Source organism: Actinomyces sp. oral taxon 849 str. F0330 (genome assembly GCF_000239715.1).
Lineage (GTDB): Bacteria > Actinomycetota > Actinomycetes > Actinomycetales > Actinomycetaceae > Actinomyces > Actinomyces johnsonii.
The window spans coordinates 34582-59346 of sequence record NZ_JH470355.1 but is presented as its reverse complement, the minus strand read 5'-3'; the positions used below and the strand labels follow the sequence as shown (position 1 = coordinate 59346).

24 protein-coding genes and 1 pseudogene are annotated in these 24765 nt (G+C 65.5%); 11 read left to right on the top strand and 14 right to left on the bottom strand.

Annotated features, from left to right (window positions below; all coding sequences use genetic code 11):
• On the top strand, positions 1 to 653 hold a 653-nt coding region (locus HMPREF0975_RS10540), incomplete at its 5' end, for an AMP-binding enzyme (protein ID WP_009234157.1).
• On the opposite strand, the gene HMPREF0975_RS10535 is transcribed toward HMPREF0975_RS10540, so the two are convergent.
• Together HMPREF0975_RS10535 and HMPREF0975_RS10530 are read right to left on the bottom strand one after the other, a co-directional pair.
• Positions 637 to 1569 (bottom strand): PfkB family carbohydrate kinase, encoded by a 933-nt coding sequence (locus HMPREF0975_RS10535; protein WP_009234156.1) that lies wholly within the window; start codon positions 1567 to 1569, stop codon positions 637 to 639. The two genes, HMPREF0975_RS10540 and HMPREF0975_RS10535, sit on opposite strands and share 17 nt — an antisense overlap.
• Positions 1566 to 2600 (bottom strand): ADP-ribosylglycohydrolase family protein, encoded by a 1035-nt coding sequence (locus HMPREF0975_RS10530; RefSeq protein ID WP_049939833.1) that lies wholly within the window; start codon positions 2598 to 2600, stop codon positions 1566 to 1568. The genes HMPREF0975_RS10535 and HMPREF0975_RS10530 overlap by 4 nt, the downstream gene beginning before the upstream one ends.
• A 173-nt stretch (positions 2601 to 2773) precedes the next feature.
• Here HMPREF0975_RS10530 and HMPREF0975_RS10525 point away from each other — a divergent pair, with 173 nt between their 5' ends.
• Both HMPREF0975_RS10525 and HMPREF0975_RS10520 read left to right on the top strand, forming a co-directional pair.
• Positions 2774 to 3751 carry a 1,4-dihydroxy-2-naphthoate polyprenyltransferase gene (locus HMPREF0975_RS10525; RefSeq protein WP_009234154.1) on the top strand — a complete coding sequence of 326 codons (978 nt, stop codon included), beginning with the start codon at positions 2774 to 2776 and terminating at the stop codon, positions 3749 to 3751.
• A 135-nt stretch (positions 3752 to 3886) separates the two neighbouring features.
• On the top strand, positions 3887 to 4576 hold the full coding sequence (locus tag HMPREF0975_RS10520; RefSeq protein WP_198009176.1) for a hypothetical protein: 690 nt from the start codon (positions 3887 to 3889) through the stop codon (positions 4574 to 4576).
• 77 nt (positions 4577 to 4653) lie between these two features.
• Here the strand turns inward: HMPREF0975_RS10520 and HMPREF0975_RS10515 are convergent, their stop codons facing one another.
• The 4 genes and pseudogenes from HMPREF0975_RS10515 to HMPREF0975_RS10505 form a co-directional block, all read right to left on the bottom strand.
• Positions 4654 to 5172: a YagU family protein gene (locus tag HMPREF0975_RS10515; protein ID WP_009234152.1), complete on the bottom strand. Its 519-nt coding sequence runs from the start codon at positions 5170 to 5172 to the stop codon at positions 4654 to 4656.
• Between the two features lie 5 nt (positions 5173 to 5177).
• Entirely contained in the window at positions 5178 to 6773 is a 1596-nt protein-coding gene (locus HMPREF0975_RS10510; RefSeq protein ID WP_049939783.1) for an IS1634 family transposase, read from the bottom strand.
• A 108-nt stretch (positions 6774 to 6881) separates the two neighbouring features.
• A pseudogene (locus HMPREF0975_RS15695) lies at positions 6882 to 7016 on the bottom strand (YagU family protein); the annotation flags it as partial.
• A gap of 275 nt (positions 7017 to 7291) precedes the next feature.
• Positions 7292 to 7759, bottom strand: a complete 468-nt coding sequence (locus tag HMPREF0975_RS10505) for a hypothetical protein (RefSeq protein WP_009234149.1) — start codon at positions 7757 to 7759, stop codon at positions 7292 to 7294.
• Positions 7760 to 8026: 267 nt separating this feature from the next.
• Between HMPREF0975_RS10505 and HMPREF0975_RS10500 the strand changes: the two genes are divergently transcribed.
• The 3 genes from HMPREF0975_RS10500 to HMPREF0975_RS10490 are packed head-to-tail and all read left to right on the top strand — an operon-like array spanning position 8027 to position 11358.
• A complete protein-coding gene (locus HMPREF0975_RS10500; RefSeq protein WP_009234148.1) occupies positions 8027 to 9724 on the top strand; it encodes a cytochrome c biogenesis protein CcdA in 1698 nt (565 codons plus the stop codon).
• A gap of 39 nt (positions 9725 to 9763) precedes the next feature.
• Entirely contained in the window at positions 9764 to 10396 is a 633-nt protein-coding gene (locus tag HMPREF0975_RS10495; RefSeq protein ID WP_009234147.1) for a sigma-70 family RNA polymerase sigma factor, read from the top strand.
• A complete protein-coding gene (locus tag HMPREF0975_RS10490) occupies positions 10393 to 11358 on the top strand; it encodes an anti-sigma factor (protein WP_009234146.1) in 966 nt (321 codons plus the stop codon). Before HMPREF0975_RS10495 ends, HMPREF0975_RS10490 begins: the two co-directional genes overlap by 4 nt.
• 363 nt (positions 11359 to 11721) lie before the next feature.
• Here HMPREF0975_RS10490 and HMPREF0975_RS10485 read toward each other — a convergent pair whose 3' ends face one another.
• From HMPREF0975_RS10485 to HMPREF0975_RS10470, 4 genes are all read right to left on the bottom strand, one after another.
• Complete coding sequence (locus tag HMPREF0975_RS10485) at positions 11722 to 12810, bottom strand: 1,4-dihydroxy-2-naphthoyl-CoA synthase (RefSeq protein ID WP_009234145.1); 1089 nt, start codon at positions 12808 to 12810, stop codon at positions 11722 to 11724.
• A 29-nt stretch (positions 12811 to 12839) separates the two neighbouring features.
• Positions 12840 to 13511, bottom strand: coding sequence for a response regulator (locus HMPREF0975_RS10480; RefSeq protein ID WP_009234144.1), 672 nt, complete (start codon positions 13509 to 13511; stop codon positions 12840 to 12842).
• The gene (locus tag HMPREF0975_RS16780) at positions 13504 to 14232 is read right to left on the bottom strand and encodes a hypothetical protein (RefSeq protein WP_021607955.1); all 729 of its coding nucleotides are present in this window, start codon (positions 14230 to 14232) and stop codon (positions 13504 to 13506) included. Before HMPREF0975_RS16780 ends, HMPREF0975_RS10480 begins: the two co-directional genes overlap by 8 nt.
• A 610-nt stretch (positions 14233 to 14842) precedes the next feature.
• Positions 14843 to 15034: a hypothetical protein gene (locus tag HMPREF0975_RS10470; RefSeq protein ID WP_009234142.1), complete on the bottom strand. Its 192-nt coding sequence runs from the start codon at positions 15032 to 15034 to the stop codon at positions 14843 to 14845.
• Positions 15035 to 15796: 762 nt separating this feature from the next.
• Between HMPREF0975_RS10470 and HMPREF0975_RS10465 the strand changes: the two genes are divergently transcribed.
• The 4 genes from HMPREF0975_RS10465 (at position 15797) to HMPREF0975_RS10450 (ending at position 20301) form a co-directional block, all read left to right on the top strand.
• On the top strand, positions 15797 to 17122 hold the full coding sequence (locus HMPREF0975_RS10465) for a quaternary amine ABC transporter ATP-binding protein (RefSeq protein WP_009234141.1): 1326 nt from the start codon (positions 15797 to 15799) through the stop codon (positions 17120 to 17122).
• A complete protein-coding gene (locus tag HMPREF0975_RS10460; protein ID WP_009234140.1) occupies positions 17122 to 18000 on the top strand; it encodes an ABC transporter permease in 879 nt (292 codons plus the stop codon). The genes HMPREF0975_RS10465 and HMPREF0975_RS10460 overlap by 1 nt, the downstream gene beginning before the upstream one ends.
• A gap of 66 nt (positions 18001 to 18066) precedes the next feature.
• Entirely contained in the window at positions 18067 to 18942 is an 876-nt protein-coding gene (locus HMPREF0975_RS10455; RefSeq protein WP_009234139.1) for a glycine betaine ABC transporter substrate-binding protein, read from the top strand.
• Between the two features lie 183 nt (positions 18943 to 19125).
• Complete coding sequence (locus tag HMPREF0975_RS10450) at positions 19126 to 20301, top strand: hypothetical protein (RefSeq protein ID WP_009234138.1); 1176 nt, start codon at positions 19126 to 19128, stop codon at positions 20299 to 20301.
• On the opposite strand, the gene HMPREF0975_RS10445 is transcribed toward HMPREF0975_RS10450, so the two are convergent.
• From HMPREF0975_RS10445 to HMPREF0975_RS10430, 4 genes are all read right to left on the bottom strand, one after another.
• Positions 20265 to 20855: a hypothetical protein gene (locus HMPREF0975_RS10445; RefSeq protein ID WP_009234137.1), complete on the bottom strand. Its 591-nt coding sequence runs from the start codon at positions 20853 to 20855 to the stop codon at positions 20265 to 20267. The two genes, HMPREF0975_RS10450 and HMPREF0975_RS10445, sit on opposite strands and share 37 nt — an antisense overlap.
• A 190-nt stretch (positions 20856 to 21045) precedes the next feature.
• Entirely contained in the window at positions 21046 to 21651 is a 606-nt protein-coding gene (locus HMPREF0975_RS10440; protein WP_009234136.1) for a hypothetical protein, read from the bottom strand.
• A 31-nt stretch (positions 21652 to 21682) separates the two neighbouring features.
• Positions 21683 to 22231, bottom strand: a complete 549-nt coding sequence (locus HMPREF0975_RS10435) for a twin-arginine translocation signal domain-containing protein (RefSeq protein ID WP_009234135.1) — start codon at positions 22229 to 22231, stop codon at positions 21683 to 21685.
• Between the two features lie 359 nt (positions 22232 to 22590).
• Positions 22591 to 23154: a hypothetical protein gene (locus HMPREF0975_RS10430; RefSeq protein WP_009234134.1), complete on the bottom strand. Its 564-nt coding sequence runs from the start codon at positions 23152 to 23154 to the stop codon at positions 22591 to 22593.
• A 251-nt stretch (positions 23155 to 23405) separates the two neighbouring features.
• On the opposite strand from HMPREF0975_RS10430, the gene HMPREF0975_RS10425 reads away from it, so the two are divergent.
• Positions 23406 to 24533, top strand: a complete 1128-nt coding sequence (locus HMPREF0975_RS10425; protein WP_009234133.1) for an o-succinylbenzoate synthase — start codon at positions 23406 to 23408, stop codon at positions 24531 to 24533.
• Positions 24534 to 24765: the final 232 nt, after the last annotated feature.

Genomic DNA, 24765 nt, shown 5'->3' with positions numbered 1-24765 from the left:
TGAGTGACGGCCGGCGGGGTTGCGTCTACGACGGCCGTCCCCTGGACGGCGTCGAGCTCTCCATCCAGAACCCCGACGCCGAAGGCGCAGGCCGCATCCTCATCTCCGGTCCGGTCCTGGCCGAGGGCTACCTGCAACCCGCCGACTGCGCGCCCGACGACGCCGGCGGGAGCTTTCTCGAAAGCGCTGGTAAACGCGTCCTGGCCACCTCGGACCGGGGCCGGCTGCGCTCCGATGGGCGCCTGGAGGTCCTGGGCCGTCTGGACGATGTCATCATCACTGGCGGCGTCAAGGTCGAGCCCCGCACCGTGGAGGAGGCCCTCACCGGTCTGGATGCGGTGGCCGAGGCCTGCGCCGTCGGCCTGCCGGATACGCAGTGGGGCAGCGTGGTCGTCGCCGCCGTCGTACTCGAGCCCGCTGCCGGGCAGGAGACGCCCGGCAACCGGGGCGGCCCCGACGGCGCGGCCCTGCGCGAGGCGGTCCGCACACGACTGGACGGCGCACACGCCCCCAAGCGGATCGTCGTCCTGGAGGCCCTGCCGCTGCGCCCCAGCGGCAAGGTCGACCGGCGCACGGTCGCCCGGCTCCTCGCCGCAGCCGCAGAGCCCGTCGAGCCCAACGAGCCCACTGAGCTTCTTAGGCCAGGGCCCTGATCTCCGCCTCACTTGGGCAGGTCGCCGGGCCGAAATGCGTCGTCGTCAGGGCGCCGGCGATGTTCGCCCAGCGCAGGGCCGTCGCCAGGTCCATGCCGCGGGCCAGTGCGGCGGCCAGGACCCCCGAGTGCGCGTCCCCGGCGCCGTTCGTGTCCACGGGCGTCACCGGGATGCTCGGGGTGCGGGTCGCCGAACCGCCGTCGGCAAACCAGGAGCCCCGCTCCCCGGCCCGTACCAGCACCGTCCCGAGCGGGCCCGACAGCGCCTCGCAGGTGCTGGCGTGGTCGCCGGCCTCCACCGCCGACCCCAGACGGGCGGCGAGCAGACCCGACTCCCGCTCGTTGAGCGACCAAATGGGCTCCAGCTCGCCGATGCGCTCCAGCGCGGGCAGCGGAACTGAGCCGACCATGGGGGAAACGTCGAACAGCGCCCGGCAACCCACCCGGTCCTGTGCCAGCCGTCCCACCAGCCGCTCCAGCGCGACCCTGGAGGCCTCATCGGCCAGGGAGTAGCCGGAGATGTAGACGACGTCGTCGCCGCGCACCTCGAGGTGGTCGAAAGCGTCGAGCGGCCCCCGGGTCTCGGCGCCGCGCGTGGAGACGAAGGTGCGCTCGGCTCGCGCATCGGTCATGGCCACGCAGTAGCCCTGGTCGCCCGGTACGAGCGGCCCGACGTGGTCCACCCCGATCGCCTCCAGGGCCTGCCGAGCCGCCTCGGTGAAGGGACCCTCGCCCAGCGGCCCGGCGTACAGGGTCTCGACGCCGAGCCCGCGGGCAGCCGCCAGCACGTTGAAGCCACCGCCGACGGCCATGGCGGCCTCGTCGGCGAACACGTCGGCGCCTGGCTCGGGAAGCGCCTCGACCCGTAGGACCAGGTCAATGACGACCTGACCGGTGTGAATGACCCGCCCGGTCATGACCGCCTCCCGTCTGAGATGACCTCCTGGGACCTCCCGCCGCCCCCGGAGCGGATAGCGAGCAGGGCCTCGCAGAGCGGGCCGAGTTCTAGGCCGGAGCGTTCCAGCACCTGGCCGACCGGCTCGGCGGGAAGAAGACGAGGTGCGCTCGCTCCCAGGATCGCCCCGGCCATCGCGGCGATGGTGTCGGTGTCGCCCCCAAGCTCGGCGACGAAGCACAGGCCGGTCAGGGGGCGCTGCGCGAACTCGCGCACCACGACCAGGGCACAGGGGACCGATTCCGCCGATTCCACCGAGGTTCCGACGTACTCGCGCAGATGGTCGGCCAGGGCGTCGTCATGCAGGTTCCTGCTCGTCTCCAGGGCCAGGCGGGCGCGGGCTGCCACGGAGGCCTTCTCCGTCCAGTGGCCCCTCCTGGGATGGGCGGCCACGAAGTCCAGCGCCGCCTCCAGGGCGGCCTCGGCGTCGGCTCCGTCGATGGCCGCGCTGACCGCGGCGGCGATGAGCCCGGCGGCCTCGAAGCCCTGGCGGGTGTCATGGGTGACCAGGCAGGAGTCGTGAACGGCCTGGGCCAGAGCGTCGTCCGCGGTACTCAGGGAGAAGGCGATGCCCACCGGGGCTACCCGCATGGAGGCGCCGTTGGTAGTGCCCTCCCGACCGGTGCGGCGCGGGTCAGCACCGGCGCGCACCCGCTCCAGGGCGAGCTTGGTGGAGGGACCCAGCAGGTCCAGGGAGCCGCGGGCGCGCATGTCGTCCTCCCAGGTCAGGAGGGCATCGGCGAACCGGTGGGGGTCGATGTGACCGCCGCCGTCGATGACGAGGCCGGCCAGGATGAGGGCCTGCTCGGTGTCATCCGTGACGCTGCCCGCCGGCATCGAGGGGGCGATGGGCTGCTCGGCCACAGCGCTGCGCAGGCCGGTGATGGTGCCGTAGTGCTGGCGGATCTGCTCCGGGCTCATGGACTGGGTGGGCATGCCCAGCGCGTCGCCGAGGGCCAGACCGGTCAGCGCCCCCAGGGCGCGCTCGCGCATCGAGGGGGCATCCGCCGGGCGGCCGGGTGCGGGATCGCCCGAGGGGTTGTGGGGGCGGGAGGCTGCGGCTGTCACGGGGGCTTCCTGATGAAGACAGTGCTGGTGAGAGTGCCGGCACCGGTGGTGGCGCTGGTAGGGTCGCTGCCGCCTACCCTAGAGGATTGGAGAGAGTCGTGAGCGGCGAGAGCGTCGAGAGCGCACAGGACGGCGGACCTCGCGCCACCAGCTGGGCGGAGGTAGTGCGCCTGCGCACCCTGCCTGCCGCCGTTGCCCCCGTCATCCTGGGCGCCGGGGCCGCCGCCGCGATGGGGAACCTCTCGGTAGTGCGTGTCCTCCTGGCCGCGGGCGTGGCACTGGCGCTGCAAGTCGGCTGCAACCTGGCCAATGACTACTCCGACGGCGTGCGCGGCACCGACGACGAGCGCTCCGGGCCGCCCCGCCTGACCGCCTCCGGGCAGGTCGCCCCCGGCACGGTCAAGCTCGCCGCCTTCGTCTTCTTCGGCCTGGGAGCCCTCCTAGGCCTGGCCCTGGTGGTCCTGAGCGGACACTGGTGGCTGCTGATCATCGGCGCTGCGGCGATCGCGGCCGCCTGGTTCTACACCGGAGGCCCCCGCCCCTACGGCTACGCCGGCCTGGGGGAAGTGTTCGTGTTCGTCTTCTTCGGCCTGGTCGCTACCGTGGGAACCACCTACGTCCAGGCCGGCACGGTCCCGGGCTGGCTGTGGCCCTCGGCCTGCGGGATCGGCCTGCTCGCCTGCTCCCTGCTCATGGTCAACAACCTGCGCGACATCGACACCGACCCCCACCACGGCAAGATGACCCTGGCCGTCCGCCTGGGGGAGCAGGGGGCGCGGCGCGCCTTCTTTGCCATGCTCTACCTGCCTCTCCTGCTGGGGGCGGTCGGGCTCCTATGGGCGCGTGATGCCGCGGCCAGTCCCGCCGACGGCGGGGGACGGGTCAGCCCGTTGCTGAGCCTGCTGATCTCAGTGGGTGTTCCGCTCCTGCTCCTGCCGCTGGTCCGTCGAGCCACCGCCCCTGTTCGCGCTGGTGCCAGGGGTCGCGACCTCATCGGTTCCCTGCGTGACGCAGGACTTCTGGAGCTGGCTTACGGCATCGCCTTCGCAGCCGCTATCGTCATCATCACTCTGTGAGGTCTTCTCCGACTCCGCCAACCTGTCGTGATCCCAAGTGAGACCGGCGTGTCAGATCGAAGCACACGTTAGAATACTGTGATCTGAACCATGTGAATATGATTGATGATCGGCGTCCGCGATCGGAAGGGGGTCATGATGTCTCTTGATGGTGTGCAAAGTGATGAGCCGCAGACGCGCATTCCTCGTAGGTGGCGTTCTCGGGATCGTCTGTATCTGACGGCTCTGCGCACTCCGGTGATGCTGCTCTTATGGATATTCGTTATATATGCGTTCGGGTCTTTGGTGTATACGGTCATCGCTGAACGAATTCATAGTGCTGCTGATCCGTATTCGACTCAGGAACCTCATTTGTTCTGGATAATGTTAGCGATTCTGTTCTCCGTTCTTATGGTTCTGCTGATGATTTCGTTGGTTCTCAGCTTCACCGTGGTGGACCGTGACGGTGTGCACGCCTATCGGTTCCTTGTGTGCTACTGGAGGCGCCACGACTTCTCCTGGGAGGAATTCCGCTGGGGAGCCTTCGTGACGAAGACGCGTTCGGTGAGTCCCTCGGGGCCATCGAGTGTCGACGGTCTTTACGTCTCGAGGAAGTGGAAAAAATGGCGAGTTGAAGATGAGAGCACGGAGGAGTTCGCGTATTATGGTCGACCTAGCCGTGTGCGACCGAAAGGAAAAGGGATGCAAATTCCAGGTCTCCAGTTTTTCTCGTTATTTGGGGGTGATAATGTGGAGCGAGTGGACCAACAATGGCTCCAGGTCATCGAATGGGCTGAGTACAAGGGATATCTACGGCAAGGCGACACCCGTCCTGCAGTCGCTTAACGACGCTGTCGAACGATGTGGGCTGCACCGAAATAACGGTGCAGCCCACACTATGGGGGTCGCGGGACCGCTGTGGCTCAGCGGGCCGGTTCGGCATCGAGTGGAATCCACGGATCGGGCTGGTGGGTGATGCGGTTGCGCAGGTCACGGCGCACCAGCTCGATGGACCACAGCCAGATGACGTGCCCTAGTGCCTCGGAGAAGTGCTCCGCCCAGGTCTGCCCGCCGGCGACCCATGGGAAGGGCGAGGGGACCGTGCCCGTCAGCGGCATGAGCACCAGGTGCGCCCCCACCCACACGAGCAGACCGAAGGCGGCCCCCTGCCACAGCGTGATCGACTTGTAGTACTCCGCCATGACGCAGTAGAAGAGGGCGAAGACGATCGCGAAGCTGAAGTGAATGATGAAGGAGTAGATCGGCAGACCCTCGTTGCCGTTGAAGGTGACGCCGGCGTGGGACTGCCCCGAGCTCATCCCCAACTGCTCCAGGAGCCTCTGGGGCGGGTTCGTGGCGTTGCGCTCTGGGGTGCGGGGCGGGAAGGGGACCTCCCATCCGAACTTAACGATGGCGGAGAAGAGCCCTCCGACCTGACTCATGACGCTTAGTGTGCCGGGGGTGGGGTGCTCATGGCGGTGAGGATGTCGTCGGCGGTGTCGGTCAGACGCGGTGCGGCTGCGAGGTGGTGGCCGTTGAGGTTGATGGTAACTTCCTGCAGGCCGCGTAGCTCGCGCACGATCCTGGCGATGCTGATACCGGTGGTGTCCTGGAGGTAGCGGGCGACGGCCAGGGCGGCCATCACTACGGTCAGGTGAGCCTCGATCGCGTCTCGGGTGTGGTGGAAGACCGGTCGGGCCCTCAGGTCATGCTTGCTCATCCGGAAAGAGGCCTCGACGTGCCACAGCTCGTGGTAGGAGGAGACGACCTCACCGGCATCCATCAAGCGTGCAGGAATGTTGGTGACGTAGCCCTTGAGACCCACCAGGGAACGGGCTCTGGCGATGGACGCTTCATCGAGGACCTGATCGCCTTGATGGACGGTGACAAAACGCGTGCCCTTGGGATGCTTCTCGCCGGCGATGACGGCCCGGGCGCGGTTGGCCTGAGCTGTGAGGGTCTGGTTGTCCCGGGCCGCTCGCTTCTTGGAGTAGGCCCACACCGCTCTCCATGAGCCCGGATGGGTGTGCGGGTCCCACACCGGCTCACGACGACTGCTGATGTCGCGCTGGCTCCTGGAGCCCCTCTTGGGGGTGATGGTGTCGATCAGCTGCCCATCGGTGAAGGCGTCCCCGGCCCAGTGGAAGTAGGCCTCAAGGTCGCCTGGGGCGCGGACCTGGTGGGCCCCGATGATGAACCGCAGCCTCGCCTCATCCAGGGCCGCCAGGTTGGTGGCCGAGAGCATGCCGGCGTCAGCGACCACCACGAGATCGGCGATGCCGTGGGCGGCCTGGAAGGCCTCCGCGATGGGGATGATCGTGGAGGTCTCAGCCTTATTTCCTTCCCAGCACCCGATTCTCAGGGGGAAACCACGGCGGTCGACCAGCAGGCCGACGATGACCTGGGGGTCGACCCGCCTGTCCTTGGAATAACCCACCCGCCTCAGATCATCCTCACGCTCGGCCTCGAAGTAGAGGGTGGTCACGTCATACAGGCACAGGGCCAGACCCCCACTGGCGGTGACGTGCTCGAACAGAGCCTGGGAGATCGCCTCACGGTAGCCCCGCTGCCCGCAGCGCCCCAGGGAGCGGAACAAGGTCCGCACGCTGACCGGCTCCAGCCCCAGGTCACCCAGGACACGGGGAACCTGGGCCTTGGAAGACGGCTCGATCAGACGCGCCAGAACCATCTGCTCAAACGCCCGATCACCCCCAGTGGCGTCCCCCAGCCCCAGACGGGTGTAGACCTCGTGCAGAACGTCCCACAGCAGGCCCGAGCGCTTGGACTCCACCACCGCATCAGTGCCGACCGGGGCTGAGGCCGTGAGGAGTCCCGAAACCGCCGGTGGCGTGGGAGTCAGGTCCAGGGCCAGCTGGTCCGGGGCAATGCGGTGCCGGCCGATCTCCATCAGAGCAGCCAGCTCGGCCTCAGTGTGGGCCGATCCCAGGTGCTCGATCACCTTGTCCCGGCGCCCTTCCTTGACCGCGATCTGCACCGCCGTCGCCCCAGAGGCTGTCTTGACCTTACGCAGAAACGGGCTCACCACCCCCACCCTACCGGCCCCTTAGTGTGCCAGCACACCCCCAACACCACGGAATACCAACGAAAAACCCACCTCAAAACCCAGACCCCACCAAAGTGTCACGAGTCAGGTGCGGGGCGGGAAGGGGACCTCCCATCCGAACTTAACGATGGCGGAGAAGAGCCCTCCGATGACGCCGACGACGATCGCGGTTCCGATCCGTCGCCGCGTGGGGTCGGTCTTCTCCAGCAGGGTGGACATCATGGGCGCCTCCGGGGGATCGGGGGAGCGGACAGTGCAGTGACCGGGTCGGTGAACGGCTTGCAGTTCGAACGGTGTCTTGGTCGTCCGTTGTCCACCGACCCGGCCTCCGGAAGCCTGGCATGAGAAGTGGCCCGACCGCAACGCTGTCGTGATCTACGGCTGGTCGTGTCCCACGTGCGCTGGAGAGGGGATTGAGGGGGTAGAACATGAGGAGCACCCCGCCACAGCTGTCGCTGTGACGGGGTCCCCGTCAAATGGATGGTGCAGGTACCGGCTCAGTTGCCGCCGCCCTGCTCGCCGCCGCTGTCGGGCTTCGCGGAGCCACCCTGCTGGCCGCCACCCCCGTTGCCCTGGTGGTTGTCGCCCTGAACGGAGCCGCCCTGCTGACTGGTGGCAGTGCTGTCGGAGCCGCCCTGGTGGTCGCCGCCCTCGGAGCCGCCCTGCTGGTCGCCGCCCTCGGAACCGCCCTGCTGGTCGCCGCCCTCGGAACCGCCCTGCTGGTCGCCGCCCTCGGGCTTCGCGGAACCTTCGACGCCGCCCTTGTTGTCGGCACCGCCGGACATCTTGCTGTCGGCGCTGGGGGTCGCGGCGCCGCCGTCGCTGCTCTTGCCGGCGGTCTGGTCGGTGGCGGGAGTGGTCGAATTGCTCGAGCCGGAGCCGGAGCAGGCGGCCAGACCGAGTCCGGCGGTGACGATGAGGAGTGAGGCGGCGAAGGTCTTGGCACGAGTAGCGGTGGATCGCATGAGTTCTCCTTATGCGGTTGCTGGTGCGGTGTCAGTGCGGGTCGGCGTGAATCACTGTGAGTCACTGAGAGGCGACCCGCGCTTGCGGATCCGGAGTCGCCGTCGTCCGTGCTGTTTGCAGACGTTTCATGTGGGAGTCCGACGGCGCCCGTCGTAAGTGACGATCGTCATAGACGGCTATGTGGTTGTTCGACAATCCCCGTTGCCGATGGCTCCGAACCACTTTCGAGACTAGCAACAACAAACGGACCGAAAGGGTGAATCATCGTGACAACCATCTCTAGTCTGGTGGTCATCGGACTGCTCGGAGGGCTTATCACGGGCATCTCGCCGTGCGTCCTGCCCGTGCTCCCCGTCATCCTCCTCTCCGCGGGAGCGCAGGGCGCACGCGGGGGCGGAGAGGAGTCCAACGACGGCCCCGCCTCCCGTTTTCATCCCTACCTCGTGGTGACCGGCCTTGTGGTCAGTTTCACGGCGTTCACGCTTCTGGGGTCGACCCTGCTGAGCCTTCTCCACCTGCCGCAGGACCTCATCCGGTGGATCGGCATCGTCATGCTCGCCCTCATCGGCCTAGGCATGATGCTGCCGAGGGTCATGGAGATCTTGGAGCGCCCCTTCGCGCGCTTCCAGCGCTTCGGCGGTTCGAAGAACCCCTCGAACGGGTTCCTCCTCGGCCTGGTGCTGGGGGCCGCCTACGTGCCCTGCGCCGGCCCGGTTCTGGCGGCCGTCGCCGTGGCGGGTGCCACGGGGAGGATCGGCGTCGACACCGTCGCACTGGCCCTGTCCTTCGCCATCGGCACGGCGATCCCGCTGCTGGCCTTCGCCCTGGCCGGGCGCGGCATCACAGAGCGGATCCGGGCTTTCCGCACCCGTCAGCGCGCCATCCGCGTTACCGCTGGCGTCGTCATGCTCGGCCTGTCCGTGGCACTGGTCCTGGACGCCCCGGCTGCTCTCCAGCGCCGCCTGCCCGACTACACGGCCTCCCTCCAGGCCCGCACTGATTCCCTTTTGCACGGTGATTCCTCCTCTGGGCCCTGCAGGCCCGGAGCCGCCAAGCTCGGCGACTGCGGGCCGCTACCCGCCATCGAGGGCGCGGTGGCCTGGCTCAACACGCCCGGCGACCAGCCCCTGACCCAGAAGGACCGTACCGGCAAGGTCACCCTGGTGGACTTCTTCGCCTACTCCTGCATCAACTGCCAGCGCTCCGTACCCGGCATCGAGAAGCTGCACCAGACCTACGCCAAGTACGGCCTGCAGGTGATCGGCGTCCACTCCCCTGAGTACGCCTTCGAGAAGGAGGTTGACAATGTGCGCGGCGGCGTCGAGCGCCTGGGCATCACCTACCCGGTGGCCGTCGACTCCAATCTGACCACCTGGACCAACTTCGACAACCACTACTGGCCCGCCCACTACCTGGCCGACGCCAAGGGCAACGTCCGCCAGACCCACGTCGGCGAAGGCGGGGAGGCCACCACGGAGAAGCACATCCGCGAACTGCTCAAGCAGGCCGATCCGAACGCGTCCCTACCCGCACCCGTTTTCTCCGAGGTTAACGACGACGCGGGCACGAACAGCCCCCGCACTCCCGAGACCTACCTTGGGTCGGACCGGGCCTCCGGCTTCGCACAGGGCGCCCTGCACAAGGGACAGCACTCCTTCTCCTTCCCCTCCCATCTTCAGGTCGACACCTTCGCCCTGGACGGCACATGGAAGGTTGAGCCGCAGTCCATCGCCCCGGTTGAGGGTAAGGGCCGACTGCGCCTGTCCTACCGCGGCAAGCAGGTCAACCTCGTCGTCTCCGGGGAGGGAGACCTAACCTGGACGGTTAACGGGCAAACCCGCACCACCCACGTCTCCGGCGTGCCCAACGGGATGGAACTGGTCCACACCGACGAGGTGGGATCAGGCGAGCTCGAGCTGGAGGCATCGCCCGGGCTGCAGCTGTACTCCTTCACCTTCGGGTGACCCGACAGTGACGGCAGGGACGACCGAGGAGACGATGCGATGAGCCTGGTGACGCTGGAACCGCGGACCGGGACGCGCACCGTCCCCGCCCGCGGGCTCACCTACCATTCCCCTGTGACAAGCAGCAGTTCCAGCAGCTCCGAGGGGGACTGGATCGCACAGGTTGCCGACGGCGACGCCGACGCCTTCGCCCGCCTCTACGACGCCTGGTCCTCTCGCCTTTTCGCGCTGATCCTGCAGATCGTCGTCGACCGCGCCCAGAGCGAGGAGGTCCTCCAGGAAGTCTTCCTCGAGGTGTGGCGCACGGCCGGCTCCTTCTCCCCGGCCCGGGGCAGCGCCCGTGCCTGGCTAGTGACCATGGCCAGGCGCCGGGCCATCGACCGGGTCCGTTCCTCCCAGTCCTCCCGGGACCGGGAGAGCCGGTGGCATGACTACATGCCCGACGTCGACCTGACAATCCAACAGGTCGAGGACAGACTCGTGGGCGAGCAGGTGCACCGGGCGCTCGAGGCAGTGGGGGAGCCCTACCGCTCCACCATCGAGCTGGCCTACTTCACCGGCCTGACCCACCGCGAGATCGCCCGCCGCACGGATACGCCGCTGGGAACGGTCAAAACCCGCATCAGGGACGGAATGGCACGGTTACGACGAGAGCTGGGGGTGCAGTCATGAGCGACCACGACAAGACTCACGAGGACGCCATCAACGGCGGCGCCGATGCGCCGGGCGCCGGGGGGCTCGATGGCGTCAGGGCCATCGACGACATCGAGGTCTTCGACGATGAGCTCGACTCGGAGACAGGCGCCCTGCTCGGGGCCTCGCTCAGGCCCGTGGCCCCGCCCGCCGAGATCCGCTCCTCCCTGTTGGAGGCCATCGCGCGCGAACCGCAGACGGATCAGGTCGACGAGGCCGTCGGCACTGCTGATGAGGGCGCCGATGAGACCGGCGGTGACGCCGACGGCGACTCCGCGGTGAACTCTTCCGCGGAGCCTGTCGCTGAGCATGGAACCGATGGACATGGAACCGGCTCGGCCGGCTCGGCGAACTCATCCGTTGTCTCTCTCGATGCGCGTCGCAGGCGCCGCTCCTCCTGGCGCACCGGCCTGATTCGGGCGGCCGCGGCCGTGGTCCTGCTCGGCGTCGGTGTCGGCGTGGGGCGCTGGAGCGCACGGGGCGCGGTCGACGAGGCGATGGACTCCATGGCCCCCACCCAGCACTACGCCCACCTCAATCAGGCCCAGGACGTCCAGCGGGTGACCGACACAATGCCGGACGGCCACGTCGCGACCCTCACCTGGTCTCGGGACATGAGCATGACCGCGTTGACCCTACCGGCTGCCATGAAGGAGTCGGCCGGTGAGCGCAGTCTCCAGGTCTGGCTCAAAGAGGGGGAGGCGACCACCTCGCTGGGCGTCTACGATCCCCGCGACGGTGCCGGTTTCTCCTTCCTCGACATCATGCCCAAGCCCGGCCAGCAGATCGTCATCACCATGGAGCCGACCGGCGGATCGGCCCAGCCGACGACGCCGCCTCTGGTTACCTTGCGGGTGAGCGAGGACTCCGACCGGGCCGGCACCGCGACCGGTTCACCGTCCCCCGGGCCCTCGGCCAGTCCTGCCGGGGACTCCGCCTAGCGGCGGGCCGAGGAGCGGCATGGTGAAACGAGCACCCAAATCGTGAGGTAGTTAACAGTGAAATCACTCTGAGAATCTCGGCCTCGATACTGACAGACGTCAGTGCGCCTGGGGTAATTTCCCGGCATTCCGCGGTTTCCTGAGGTCCGGCTGGAGGGGCGGCTGGAGAGGGCGGTGGCCGTCGCGATGAGCAGACGATGATGAGTACTTCTTTTACCGTCTCCGGCAGGAGTCTGCGGAGAATTCTGAGAGCGTGAATTCCCTTTCAGAATATTCTCCCCATTCCGGTACTCGCTATGAATCGGAATGTCGTCGATATATCGACCGTAAGCCTCGAGATGCGGTCTCGACGGCGGCTCGGGGTCAGAAGTAGTACGGGAAGGGAGACCAGTCGGGCGTGCGGCGCTGGAGGAATGCGTCGCGCCCTTCGACGGCCTCGTCGGTCATGTAGGCCAGGCGCGTGGCCTCGCCGGCGAAGATCTGCTGGCCGGCCAGGCCGTCGTCGGCCAGGTTGAAGGCGAGTTTGAGCATGCGGATGGCCTGCGGGGACTTTCCTGCCACGGTGGCCGCGTACTCCAGGGCCCGTTCCTCGAGCTCGGCGTGGGGGACCGCTTCGTTGATGACCCCCCAGCGTTCGGCGGTGACGGCGTCGTAGGTGCGGGCCAGGAAGAAGATCTCGCGAGCGCGCTTGTCCCCGACTTGGCGGGCCAGGAGCGCGGAGCCGTAGCCGGCGTCGAAGCTGCCGACATCCGCGTCGGTCTGTTTGAAACGCGCGTGCTCGATGGATGCCAGGGACAGGTCGCATACGACGTTGAGGCTGTGCCCGCCGCCGGCCGCCCAGCCCGGCACAGCGGCAATGACGGCCTTGGGCATGGTGCGGATGAGGCGTTGGACCTCCAGGATGTGGAGGCGGCCGGCCCTTGCGGTGTCGAGGCGGGCCTGGGTGGCGGCGACGTCAGCCTCGTGGCTATAGGCGCCATCGTCCGCATCGCCGGTGGCCGCAGTTGTCGTCTCGGTAGCAGCGGACGCCTGGTCGCGCTCGTAGCGGTAGCCGTCCCGGCCGCGGATGCGCTGGTCGCCCCCAGAAGAGAAGGCCCAACCGCCGTCGCGCGGGGAGGGGCCGTTACCGGTGAGGATGACGGCGCCGACGTCGCCGCTCATGCGCGCGTGATCCAGGGCCCGGTAGAGCTCGTCGACGGTGTGGGGGCGGAAGGCGTTGCGCACCTCGGGGCGGTTGAAAGCTACCCGGACCACCGGCAGATCCCGCAGCCAGGTGCCGTCCCCGTCCCGCACGCATCCCCGGTGGTAGGTGACGTCCGTGAGGGCCTCCTGCGACAGTGGGCCACCGGCCTTGGCGTGGAGGAAGCCGGGCACCTCGCGCCAATGGGAGGGATCGAAGATCTCCGAGACGCGGTGCGGCAGCGGGCGGAATGGGGCAGGGCTGGCGTTCATGGCCCCAGCGTAGGGCCGGTCGAACTCGCTCAGTTTCCCAGGGCGGCGGCGATGAGCTCGGTGCGCGAGGTGTGACCGAGGCGGTGGAGGACCTCGGAGACGTAGATGCGCACGGTGTTCTCGGAGATATCGAGCCTCCTGGCGATGCGGCGGTTGGTCAGGCCCTCGAGGAGGCAGGCGTAGACCTCCTGAAGCCGAGGCGGGAGCTCGGCGACCAACTGCTGGGTGCGGGCCTCGGCGGTTCGACGGCGCTGCTCGGACTGGTAGGCGTTGACGAGCATCTCCGTGGGGCGCGAGGACATGACCGGTTCGCCTCGGCTGGCGCGGAGAAGTGCAGCGGCGACGTTCTCCGTGCTCTCATCCTTGGTGATGAATCCGTTGACGCCTTCTGCTAGAGCATCGGCGAGCATTTCGTCGCGGCTGAAAACGGTGAACATGACAATGGGCATTTTGGGGAAGCGCTGGTAGATCGCTTTCGCGGTCTGGGCCCCATCCATATCCGGCATGTCGCTGTCCAGCAGGACGACGTCGATCGGCTGCTGCCCGGTCATGAGCAGGCTGATGGCCTGTCTTCCTCCGGAGGCTGCGGCCACGACGGTGATGGCCCGTTGCGCATCGAGTTGCTCGGCAAAAGTGGTACGGATGACGGGATCGTCATCGACGATGAGGACTCGCAGGGAACGCAAGGTGTGGCTAGGCATAAGCGGCTCCTTCCGGCGGTGACATGAGGGATCTCGCATTAGTGGTCGGTATGGCGATCTCGTTCCAGGGGAGACTGGCGAGAACGGTCCAGGAGGTTCCGATCCGGTTGGAGCTCAGTGAACCCCCGGCGCTCTCGAACCGATCCTGGAGCGCCAGTAAACCGTACCCTCCGCGCATCTCCTCGGGGACCTCCTGCGCGCGCCAGGGCGAACTGCAGCTGATAAAGAGAGTGTCCTGCTCGTGTTCCACGAAGAGGGAGACGAGGTCGTGCGGGGAGTTATATTTGAGGGCATTGAGAGTGTTCTCGCGAATGAAGGCCACCAGGAGCCGGCCGGGTTCGGAGCGGTGCAATGATGGGATCTTCTCGATGCCGTCGAGGTCCGCATCCAGGACGATCTCGCGCTGGGACAGCGTGGCGGCGCTGGAATCGATGATCTCCTGAAGGGTGGGCTCTTCCTTGGGCAGCCCCTGGGAGACGGCGAGGTTGTGGATGAGCAGGCGCAAATGGGACAGGGCCTGCTGGGTACGGTCCTGCAGATCGAGAATGCGGTCGCGGTCGTCACCGTTCGGAATCTTGATGGAGCGGGAGATGATGAGCATACGGGTGAGGTCGGCGGCCAGGTCGTCGTGGAGACTGTCGGCAATGTCGCGGCGCAGCTGTTGAATGAGCTCGGCAGCGATCTCCTTGGAACGCTCCGCCTCCTGTTGTATCTGCTCCAAGCGTTCCTTGGCTCGTCGCAGAATAATTCCAATACTTGAGCACATAAGGCCCCATAAGATGGTTGGGGCCAGAATATTAGTTAATGCGTATTCGCCGCTAATTTGCGCCAAAAATAGAATCGAGAATTCAAGGATTGCTAAGCGAATCCTGTCTGTTGCAATGAGGTCGACTATGATGGCGTAGGCGAGGATCCATCCCCATGAGGGGTGTATGTTTGGCGTTATGAAAGACAGTACAAGTACTGTTGTAAATCCTGCCATGCCGACAGGGAGTTTTTTGATGTAGATATAAATTATGAATGTGAAGATCTGCAGTACTTCGTAGGTTACTGAAACTCGGTCGGGTGAGGTGAGGAGAGTTTGAAGGTCGAGGAGTGTGATGAGTGAGGCGGTGAGTAGCAACGTAACTCTCCGCAAGTGCGGCATAAATCTGTTGTACCGCACCCAAAAAAAGGAGAGTAAACTTGTTCTCTGCATTCTGGGAATAAATTAACTATCGGTTTTTGGTTCTGTAATGGTTGGTAGTGGTGGGATTGCCTTGAATGAACTCAAGGGTGTTTACTCCTGCAAGGTTATGTTGCAGGAGTAAACACCTCAAGAGCCAGTGATTTTATGACCAGAACTTTGAGCGGCTGCATGCCGGAGCGGGCGGGAAGAGGAGGCACCAGTCGTTGTATGCCCTGCCCATGAATGTCGGTGAGTTGTCCTGCTTCGCGGGGGCGGTGGTCGGTGCGGCACTGGCCGGCGCGGCGAAGCCCGCCAGAAGGAGGGCGACAAGGGAGATGCGGGCGACGGTTTTCATCGGGGAACTCCTATCTAAGAGGGGTGTCAATGCGCGATTTATCCTACCATTCTTGTAGTTTGGGACAACTGCGTTCTTTGGGTGGCTTCGGTTGATTCGCTTCTCAACAAAATTGTTGAAATGGAAGGCGGTGTCCGTTCTGGGGTCCGTCCAGGTGGGAGACGAGGAGCGGCCGCTTCCCGCTGTCCTGCGGCCATGATGCGGGGCGGTGAGACCGCCAAACGCTCCCTTGCTCCCGTAGTCGACGGCGGGGGGTGTGTACTGCGTGGCCCGTCATTGTGATCCGAGACGCGATCTGATCCGACGTCAGATCTTCGGAAGGTCCACCCCGCACCGAACGTCGACATAAAATGTGAATATACTCACTTCTAGGGTGTTTGAGATCCTCCAGTTGCGGATGTGCGAATCATTGGATATATGGACTGTCTGTGTTCGTCGGTGCGCATGGCTCATGGGAGTCCTTGTTATCCGTGAGCGTTTCAATCATTTCCGGCGCTGAGGATCGGTGAGGCAGACTCTGCTCGTGAGGCGATCCTCGTCCCGCTCGTCGGGCGTGTCCCCAACCACGCCCGCAGGCGTGTCAAGGCCCAATGGCCCGCGAATCCGAGGGTTCTGGGGTGCCTTCAAATTGACCACCTGAATGCTCCGCAGCACCATGAAATGGGCTTGTGGCCGTCACGAGGGTCCCGGAAGCGGGCTTCACAATCCGCCTCTGTATCCTCCTTGCGGTGCAGGTCCAGGAGCTAGATCGCGAGGAGTGCTGTGAAAGTAATAGAGGCCAACCATGTCTACAAGGTCTTCGGTCGCCGATCGTCTGACGGAGTCAAGAAGCTCAAGGCTGGCAAGACGCGGGACGACCTGAGGAAGTCGGGGCAGACCGCCGCCGTCATCGACACTTCCTTCGACGTTGACAAGGGTGAGATCTTCGTCGTCATGGGCCTGTCGGGCTCGGGCAAGTCCACGCTCATCCGCATGGTCAACGGCCTGCTTCCCATCACCTCGGGCAGCATGACCCTCTACGGGGAGGACCTGGCCCACATCTCCAAGTCGAAGCTGCGCGAGCTGCGCCGCAGGCGGGTCTCCATGGTCTTCCAGAACTTCGCCCTCCTACCGCACCGGACAGTGGGGGAGAACGCCGCCTACGGCCTGGAGATCCAGGGGGTCGGCCGTTCCGAGCGCGAGCGCCGGGCCGAGAAGGCCCTGTCACTGGTCGGGCTGGAGGGCTGGGGCGGCTATAAGCCGGGCGAGCTCTCCGGAGGGATGCGCCAGCGCGTGGGGCTGGCCCGCGCGCTGGCCGCCGAGACCGACATCCTGCTCATGGACGAGGCCTTCTCCGCGCTCGATCCGCTGATCCGCCGCGAGATGCAGGACCAGCTCATCGACCTTCAGGGCAAACTCGGTAAGACGATCCTGTTCATCACCCACGACCTCAACGAGGCCATGCGGCTGGGGGACCGGATCGCGATGATGCGCGACGGGCGCATCGAACAGGTCGGCACCGCCGAGGAGATCCTCCGAGACCCTGCCTCCGACTACGTCTCGCGGTTCGTGGCCGACGTCGACCGCACCCGGGTGCTGACGGCCGGTTCCATTGCGGAACCGCCCTACGCGATCCTGGGCTCGGACCGCAGCCCGCGCGCCGCCCACAAGCTCCTGAGGGAGAACCAGCCCTCATGGCTGCTGGTGCAGAACCGCGACCGCACGCCCTTCGGATACGTTTGGGAGGACGACGTCGCCCGCGCGGTCAAGGAGGGCTCCGACATCCTGCCGCTATCCACGGTCCACGAGATGCCGGTCGTGTCGCACACGACCCCCGTCAACGAGCTGTTCTCCTACGCCGCGCAGCACGCTGCCCCCATCGTCGTCGTCGACGACGACGGGCGGATCTCCGGGGTCATTCCACGTGTCACCCTGCTGGCGGCCATCAGCGATCAGAACCAGGGCGTGAGCGCCGGCAGCGCTGAGGACGCCGAGAGCTCCGAGCCTGCACAGGCCGATGACGCCGCGCGGAACACCGTGGCGGAGCAGACCGACGAGCAGGCCGGAGAGGCCAGTGAGACCACCGAGGCCGAAGGAGCCGACGCCTGATGATTCCCGTACAGACCTTCATTCCCAAGATTCCTCTGGGCAAGCTGGTCGAAGGCCTCATTGACTGGATCCAGAACCATCTTCACGGCCTCCTCACCGTGGTCTCCCATGCCGGGACCTCGGTCAACGACACGCTCGTGGACCTGCTCTTGGCCGTGCCACCGTTGCTCATGGTGATCGTCTTCGCGCTCATCGCCTGGGTGGCGAAGTCATGGAGGCTGGCGGTGGGAACCGCCGTCACCTTCCTGCTCGTCATCTCCCTGGGGCAGTGGGACAACGCAATGGAGACATTGGTCCTGGTCACCATCGCCACCCTGACCGCTCTCATCTTCGCGATCCCCTTGGGGATCTGGGCCGCCCGGAACAAGTACGTCAGCGCGGTCATTCGCCCGGTCCTCGATCTGATGCAGACGATGCCCGCCTTCGTCTACCTCATCCCCTCAGTCCTGTTCTTCTCCATCGGAGTGGTTCCCGGCATGTTCGCCACGCTCATCTTCTCCATGCCCCCCGGGGTGCGGATGACCGAGTTGGGCATCAAGCAGGTGGACAAGGAGACCGTTGAGGCGGGTCGCTCCTTCGGTGCGACCGACTGGCAGATCCTCCGGGGCATCCAGCTGCCCCTGGCCATCCCCACTATCATGGCCGGCGTCAATCAGGTCATCATGTTGGCCCTGTCCATGGCCGTCATCGCGGGCATGGTCGGCGCCGACGGCCTGGGCAAGGAAGTCGTCAACGCCCTGTCCACCATCGACATCGCCAAGGGGACCGAGGCGGGACTGTCCATCGTGTTCCTGGCGATCTTCCTGGACCGGGTGACCGCGGCTCTCGGTGCGCCGCGGGAGGAGGGCTCGCTGCTCTCGCTCATCAAGAAGCGGTGACTCATGACTCGACAATGCTCTTCCGCTCCACCCTCGCCGACGCCGGGCGCCCACCGAAGGAATGCCATGCGAACCTCCCGCCGCACGTTCACTACCGCCCTTGCCTCACTGGCGGCCGCGGGATCCCTGGCCGCTTGCGGCAGGAGCTCTGGCGGGAGCAAACGGCTCCGGCTGGGCTTCGTCCCGTCCTGGAGCGATGGCCTGTCCATGACCCATCTGCTCAAGACTCAGCTCGAGAAGGCCGGGTACCAGATCAAGCTGACCGACCTGAGCGAGGCCGGGCCGCTCTACGCGGGACTCAGCCAGGGGGCGGTGGATCTCTACCCCTCGGCATGGCCCGACATCACCCACAAGGACTACATGGACAAGTACCGCAAGTACATCGAGGACCTGGGGGCCTACTACGACTCGGCCAAGCTGTGCTGGTCGGTCCCCGACTACTCCTCGATGGCCTCGATCGAGGACATCAAGCCCCACGCCTCGCAGATCGACAACCGGATCGTCGGTATCGAGCCAGGGTCCGGTCTGGTCAAGGTCTCCGAGGAGAAGGTGATCCCGGCATACGGGCTGCAGGACATGAAGTTCCTGACTTCCTCCACCGCGAGCATGCTCACCGAGCTCAAGAAAGCCGTTGACGCCAAACAGGAGATCGTCGTCACCCTGTGGCACCCCTTCTGGGCGAACACCACCTTCAACATGCGCGACCTGGAGGATCCCAAGGGAGCCTTCGGCAAGGGCGAAGGACTCCATTTCCTGGGGCGCGAGGGATTCGCGCAGGAGTATCCCGAGGTCGCCAGCTGGCTCGGCTCCATCAAGATGGATGAGGCCACCTATGGCAGCCTCGAGGACTTGGTCGTCAACACCTATGGCGAGGGCAAGGAGGATGAGGCCGCCATCGCCTGGTCCCAGAAGTATCCGCAGTACGACTTCAAGAAATCCTGATGCCCTACGGACCTTCCGTCCCCTCCTAGTGCAGGGTGGCGCTCGAAGCGCCGTGATCCCGTCGTCGGCGTGCTCGACGGCGGGATCGCTCGTGGGAGATGCGACCGCCAATGGGGAGCAGAGCCTATCGCGGGAGCGTGCTCCACCCGCGTAGCGTCGGTGCCGATGAGGAAGGAGGTTCCCATGGGCTCAGGCGGTAGGTCCTACGACGATCAGGGGAGCGGTTCATCCGAGCTGCGCCCCTTGGTATTCCCCAACAGTGCGGCTCGAAGGAGGCAGTGGATCTCATGGGGACTTGGTGTCAGCGTTCTCGTCGTCCTGGTCGGCTCCTTCATACTCATGCAGGTGGTTGCTGCGAATGCAGTCGTGGTGCGTGATGGTGTCGGCTGGGTGCTGGCACTACTCGCCGGCCTTCTCCTGGCGCCCCTTCCGCTGGTCATGTACTCGATGCTGATGGCCCTTGGCTCCTTGCGCAGCAGAGCTGGAATGCGCGTGGACGCGGGCGGGATCCATCTGAGCTCGGAGAGGGGGGACAGGACGTTGGACTGGGACAGCGTGCGCGGTCATATCGACGTCGTCGTGACCACCTGCTCGTCTCAGTTGAGCAGGGCGTCGGCCTTCATCCGCACCGTTGTGGTCCTCGGAGGCGATCGGATCGAGCTTCCCTGGCTCGATGTCACGGGGGCTAACGAGCGCCAGGCGCAGCAGCGGGTGCGGGAGCACGCCGTCGACCTCCTGGCCCGGGACCCGCATCCAGAGGTCTCGGTCCTGCCTGCGGAATCGGGACCGAAGCGCCCCGCCTCCCTTATTATGGAACAGTTCAGCGCCAACGGGGGTGCGACGTCGCTCACTGTGCGCTGCTTCGCCCTCATTCCGCCTCTTGCTCTGGCCGCCGAGCTCGCCGCCCTCATGTGGGGCGGTTCGGGATACGCCCTTCCCCTCCTTGTCATTCCGGGGGCTGTTGGCCTGGTGGACCTGTGCGCGCTGGTGTACCTGGTGGTGCTGTCCTCCTGGCTGCATGCGCCGACCTACGTCATCGTTGACGCCTCGGGGCTGACGGTCCATGGGCGTCAGGGCCGCTGGAAGGGGCAGTACGCGCTGGCCTGGGATCAGGTGCGCGGTCGTCTGGAGTCGCAGGTCGTCAAGGTTCCCGCGGGCTGGGAGGCGCAGGTCGTGTGCCGCACCGACGACGGGCACGATGTCGTTCTGACGGGGGCCTCGTTGCTTGCCCCGGACGAGCGCACGGCCAGGCGCATGGCGCACGAGCGCATCGCCCTCATTTCCTCCTACGATCCGGCTGGTCCATCGGCGGACGAGGAGCTCTACTCCTCGATGCGGTTGCCGTCCTCGTCGAGGTAGTAGCCCTCGTCATCGATCGCGCGGAAGGTCATCCGGCCATCGGCGATCTCCTCGGCGAAGTGCTCCCGGGTCATCATGCGAACTTTGCGTCCTCGTTCCTTGAGCTCCTCATAACTCACTGATGTGTCCCACGGTTTTTCAATCGAGCAAATAACGATGAAGAAAAATAGGCAGATAATACTTGTCAAAAACAAAGACGTAGACATCGTTGAAGTGAAGAAAGTGGATGTGCCGGCTGCGACGGGTGCGAAGATGAATGAGACCGCTGTTGCTATTGCCCCTTTATATTCCGGTGAACGTCTGGCGCGCATGATGAAGCGCATCATTATAGTGTCGACCGTTTTGCGGACAAGAACTGTCAGGATGGCGATTCCCGTCACCTGATTGAAATCCAAGCCTGATTGGGTGAGTGCCGACCATACTGCGACCATGGCTCCGAGTATGATTGCCTCAGGGATTCCCAAAATGAATTGTCCCATTATTGTTGTCTGAAGAGGGATTGGGGACTCCCAAGGGTCTTTATGTGCTTCGTTGTTAACTATGTTCGTTTCCATGTTAATACCGTGGGGTTTGTTCGCGGAGTCAGTGGGTGGTTGCGTTTATGCAGGTACGTTTAATGTGGATCGCCAAGTATGTATGCAGGGGATGTGCGTCGGTCGCTTCGCTTAATTCGTCGGGGTGGTCTGCGGTCTCTAAGGCATATCCATGATTCTGGAGAATTTCGCATTGCTGGTCAGTTGGTTGTCACTGGTTGGTTGATCGGTCTGTTTCGATGCGGTCGCCGTCCTCGTCGAGCAAGTAGCCCTCGTCATCAATGGGGCGGAAGGTCATCCGACCGTCGGCGATCTCCTCGGCGAAGTGCTCCCGGGTCATCAGTCGGGTCTGGCGGCCGCGTTCCTTCATCTCCTCGTAGGACATCGGTGTCTTCCATGGTTGTTCCAGCGTGCATGCGATGAGCATGAACAGTGCCCATGTGACCAGGGTCAACTGAGTGAGGGAGTGCGGTGCGAAGGCCATGGCCCCCAGCGCTCCACCGATGGCGGGGCAGATGATGGCGGCCACGGTCCGTTGTGTTGCGTTCATGTCGTTGGTGCGCAGAATGCGCATGGTCAGGCGCATCGAAGAGGCGTCGAGGACCTCGCGCACCGTGGTCGCCAGAATGGCGAATCCCGTGATCTGGTCGGAGCCGAGTCCGGAGTGGGCGAGGGCAGACCAGGTGGCCACGACCACCCCTAGTGCGACTGCTTCAAGAATGCCGAGACCGATCCGTCCGTACACCACCCCCCACAGAGGGACGGCCTGCTTCCAGGTAGCGTCGTCCCCTGCGGGGGTGGTGATCTGGCGCATCATAATTTCCGAGCTCGTGAATCTCGTGGCCTGATCAGAAGCAGGCGTTGACGACGCTATCGAGTCCGAGAATTCCCATGAGGACGGTGGCTGCCTCCTCGCCGATCTCGCCAGCTGCTGTGCCTACCAAGATTGCGCTTCTGATTGAATTAACGGCACCATAGAGTGCCTTGGCTTTCCTGATCCAGGCAATGACTTTCGCAACCGGAACTCCATACTGGACGACTACTCCTGCAACTGCCAGTACGCACCCGCCAACGCCGAACTGAGCAGCATCTTCCTGTGTGGTACCTGGAGCTTCTACGACGGTGATACCGTTAGTCGCGACAAAGAGACGGTTCTTGTAGTCGGGGGTGGTTGCGGGGTCGGCATTTTTGAGGTCGTTGGGGACGGCCTCAAGGGTGTTGAGGATGTCGGTGAGCTTCTGATCCTTCTGGGCGTCGGTCAATGCGGCTGCCTTGCCCGGTGGAATCGTGTTGGCTGGGCGTGTCATACCGGCGAAGGCGGATGTTGACGTCAGAGTCAGTGCGACGCCTGCGGTGCCAGCTGCAGTGGCAGTCCTCAGAAACTTCCTGCGGTCCATGTTTCCTCTCCCATCGGTGTACATGTGAGGTTGGACCCCTCACGTGATGAGCCTATGAACCATATGGCGACTGTCACACCTGACGAGGTTCAGGAGGAAGGATGTCGGCTGGTCCGGGTGGTTGTGGACGGTGTTGACGCTGTGCGTACCAGTGGTGTTGCTGGGTGGTTGAGACGTGATTGACGTTGCAACGCTGTGGATGTGCTGAAGTGTCGATGGGAGCGGGAGAAACAGGATCAAAGGTTCTGACTGGCTGGTGCTCCGAGGCGTTCGGCATGCGGAGGGCTATGGGATGTGAGATAATTTGCCTTGCGGTTGAATTGGGAGCTCTGGAGTCCCTCTCGCAGTGCTGGTCAGGCCTATCGCTGGAGCATCTCCCGGCTGAGCTCGGGGACGTACCGGCGGCCGTCGCGGAAGTCGGCGGTGACGTACTCCGGCGGGATCGGATGGGACTGGTGGATGTGCTCCTGAAGGGCGTCGTAGCCGAGCGAGGTGTCCCACGGCTTCTCAATAACGGCGACGAAGGCCATGAACGGCAGCCAGGTGAGTACCGTCAGCGCCGTCGTCGACGCCGGAGCAACGAGCCAGGCGGCCAGGAACCCGGCGACGGCGGGGCAGAGCACGGCGACAAGAGTCAGCAGCAGGCCGTGAGCGTCCCGGGAACGCCACAGGCGCATGATGAGCCGGTGGGCGGAAGCATCAATGGCCTCGCGCACCGTCACCGCCACCAGGGAGAACAATGCTGCCCGTCCGAACCCCAGGCCGGTCCCGGTCAGCGCGGACCACACGCACACGATCACCGTCATTCCGATGACCCCGGGCACCCCGAGGATCAGACGCCCCACCACCATCGCCGAGACCGGGGTGACGGGTCTCCAATGGCCGTGTCCTGCGCCGCTCCGTCCCGTACCGCCCTCGCTCATGGCTCCCCTTCTGTCCGGTCTGATCGCGAATTCAACCGTTTGAGCCATTCTACTAAGCCTGCGGAAGACATCTCCTGCTGGCGCCGCGGTCGGCGTCTTAGTGGACCGTGCCCTATCATCGTGCCGGCTCACCGCATTGAAAGGCCCCTATGACCGCGCTCGCTGCTCGTCAACGACGTGCTCATGGAGTCGGACGGCATTCGTCGGGCGTTCGTCGAGGTGGGGCCCGCCACCCTTGTCCCGGTTTCATCATGATGGTTGAAGATCATGCGTATTCTGTGACCGTGAGTCCGGACCATCAGCATGCCAACGGCGAGATCGACATCGCCTCCCTCCATGCTCAGGACTCCACCGGGCTGCTGGACCGGATCGACCGCGCCGTGGTCTGGGACATCCCCCTGACGACGCCGTTTCGCGGCATTACCCGTCGCGACGGCGTCCTGCTCCATGGCCCGGGCGGCTGGGGAGAGGTGGCGCCCTTCTGGGACTACGGGTCGGAAGCCAGCGCGCCCTGGCTCGCCGCAGGACTGTCCCAGGCCCTGGGCCGCGCCTTTCTGCCCCGCTACCGCGAGACCATTGCCGTCAACGTGACCGTCCCCGAGGTCGGCGCCGAGGACGCGGTCGAGATGGTGCGGTCCTCCGGAGCCAGAACTGCCAAGGTCAAGGTCTCCGGCAGGCCCGAGCAGCGCGCCGCCGATCTCGAACGGCTCGAAGCGGTCCGCTCGGCCGTGGGGCGGGCGGGAAAGGTGCGCATCGACGTCAACGGCGCCTGGGACGTGGACACCGCCCGCGAGAACCTGCCGCGCATGGACCGTGCCGCTGGGGGCCTGGAGTACGTCGAGCAGCCATGTGCCGCCGTCTATGACCTGGCCGACCTGCGCCGCGCCGTCGACGTGCCCATCGCCGCGGATGAGTCGATCCGGCTGTCGGCCAACCCGTTGGAGGTCGTGCACCGGCGCGCAGCCGACGTCGCCATCCTCAAGGTTGCGCCGCTGGGCGGTGTGAACCGGGCCCTGGACATGGCCGAGCGCCTCGGGCTGCCTGCCGTCGTTTCCTCGGCCCTGGACACCTCCGTGGGCATCATGGCCGGTGCCACCCTCGCCTTCAGCCTTCCGTCCCTCAGCCACGCCTGCGGTCTGGGGACCGTGCGCCTGCTGACCCAGGACGTCGCCGAGCCCAGCGTCGTCCCCCACAACGGGACCCTGCGTCTCGATGCCGGCGCCCCCGTCTCCGAGCGCCTCCTGGGTGAGGTGAAGGCGGGCCCCTATCTCACCAAGCACTGGGAGACGCGCCTGCTGCACCTGGCCGGCGCCCTGCACGCCCGTCGCCAGCGCGAGGCCCGCGACCCGAGCCGGGCCGTGGCCGGGCTGCCCCTGTGAGACGCGCGGGAGACCGCCCGAACTGTGATGAAGAGCAGCAGGGAGTGGGCCGTGCGCTCTCGTATCCTCGCCCCTGTGACCGATTCCGTCATCGATCCCGTGGCCGCGCCTGCGGGTGATCCTGTGGATCCCCCGCAGATTCCGCCCGCTCTGGCCGATGCCCGAAGCCTCGTAGCGGCCCTCCTGGACGAAGGCGTCCGTGAGGCCGTCCTGTGCCCGGGATCGCGCAGCG

Coding starts and splice junctions, on each gene's coding strand:
- HMPREF0975_RS10535 (WP_009234156.1), bottom strand. CDS start 1,569: ATGACCGGGCGGGTCATTCACACCGGTCAGGTCGTCATTGACCTGGTC.
- HMPREF0975_RS10530 (WP_049939833.1), bottom strand. CDS start 2,600: ATGCGCGAGCGCGCCCTGGGGGCGCTGACCGGTCTGGCCCTCGGCGAC.
- HMPREF0975_RS10520 (WP_198009176.1), top strand. CDS start 3,887: ATGATGTCTCTTGATGGTGTGCAAAGTGATGAGCCGCAGACGCGCATT.
- HMPREF0975_RS10515 (WP_009234152.1), bottom strand. CDS start 5,172: ATGAGTCAGGTCGGAGGGCTCTTCTCCGCCATCGTTAAGTTCGGATGG.
- HMPREF0975_RS10505 (WP_009234149.1), bottom strand. CDS start 7,759: ATGCGATCCACCGCTACTCGTGCCAAGACCTTCGCCGCCTCACTCCTC.
- HMPREF0975_RS10495 (WP_009234147.1), top strand. CDS start 9,764: ATGAGCCTGGTGACGCTGGAACCGCGGACCGGGACGCGCACCGTCCCC.
- HMPREF0975_RS10490 (WP_009234146.1), top strand. CDS start 10,393: ATGAGCGACCACGACAAGACTCACGAGGACGCCATCAACGGCGGCGCC.
- HMPREF0975_RS10485 (WP_009234145.1), bottom strand. CDS start 12,810: ATGAACGCCAGCCCTGCCCCATTCCGCCCGCTGCCGCACCGCGTCTCG.
- HMPREF0975_RS10480 (WP_009234144.1), bottom strand. CDS start 13,511: ATGCCTAGCCACACCTTGCGTTCCCTGCGAGTCCTCATCGTCGATGAC.
- HMPREF0975_RS10470 (WP_009234142.1), bottom strand. CDS start 15,034: ATGAAAACCGTCGCCCGCATCTCCCTTGTCGCCCTCCTTCTGGCGGGC.
- HMPREF0975_RS10460 (WP_009234140.1), top strand. CDS start 17,122: ATGATTCCCGTACAGACCTTCATTCCCAAGATTCCTCTGGGCAAGCTG.
- HMPREF0975_RS10455 (WP_009234139.1), top strand. CDS start 18,067: ATGCGAACCTCCCGCCGCACGTTCACTACCGCCCTTGCCTCACTGGCG.
- HMPREF0975_RS10450 (WP_009234138.1), top strand. CDS start 19,126: ATGGGCTCAGGCGGTAGGTCCTACGACGATCAGGGGAGCGGTTCATCC.
- HMPREF0975_RS10445 (WP_009234137.1), bottom strand. CDS start 20,855: ATGGAAACGAACATAGTTAACAACGAAGCACATAAAGACCCTTGGGAG.
- HMPREF0975_RS10440 (WP_009234136.1), bottom strand. CDS start 21,651: ATGATGCGCCAGATCACCACCCCCGCAGGGGACGACGCTACCTGGAAG.
- HMPREF0975_RS10435 (WP_009234135.1), bottom strand. CDS start 22,231: ATGGACCGCAGGAAGTTTCTGAGGACTGCCACTGCAGCTGGCACCGCA.
- HMPREF0975_RS10430 (WP_009234134.1), bottom strand. CDS start 23,154: ATGAGCGAGGGCGGTACGGGACGGAGCGGCGCAGGACACGGCCATTGG.
- HMPREF0975_RS10425 (WP_009234133.1), top strand. CDS start 23,406: ATGATGGTTGAAGATCATGCGTATTCTGTGACCGTGAGTCCGGACCAT.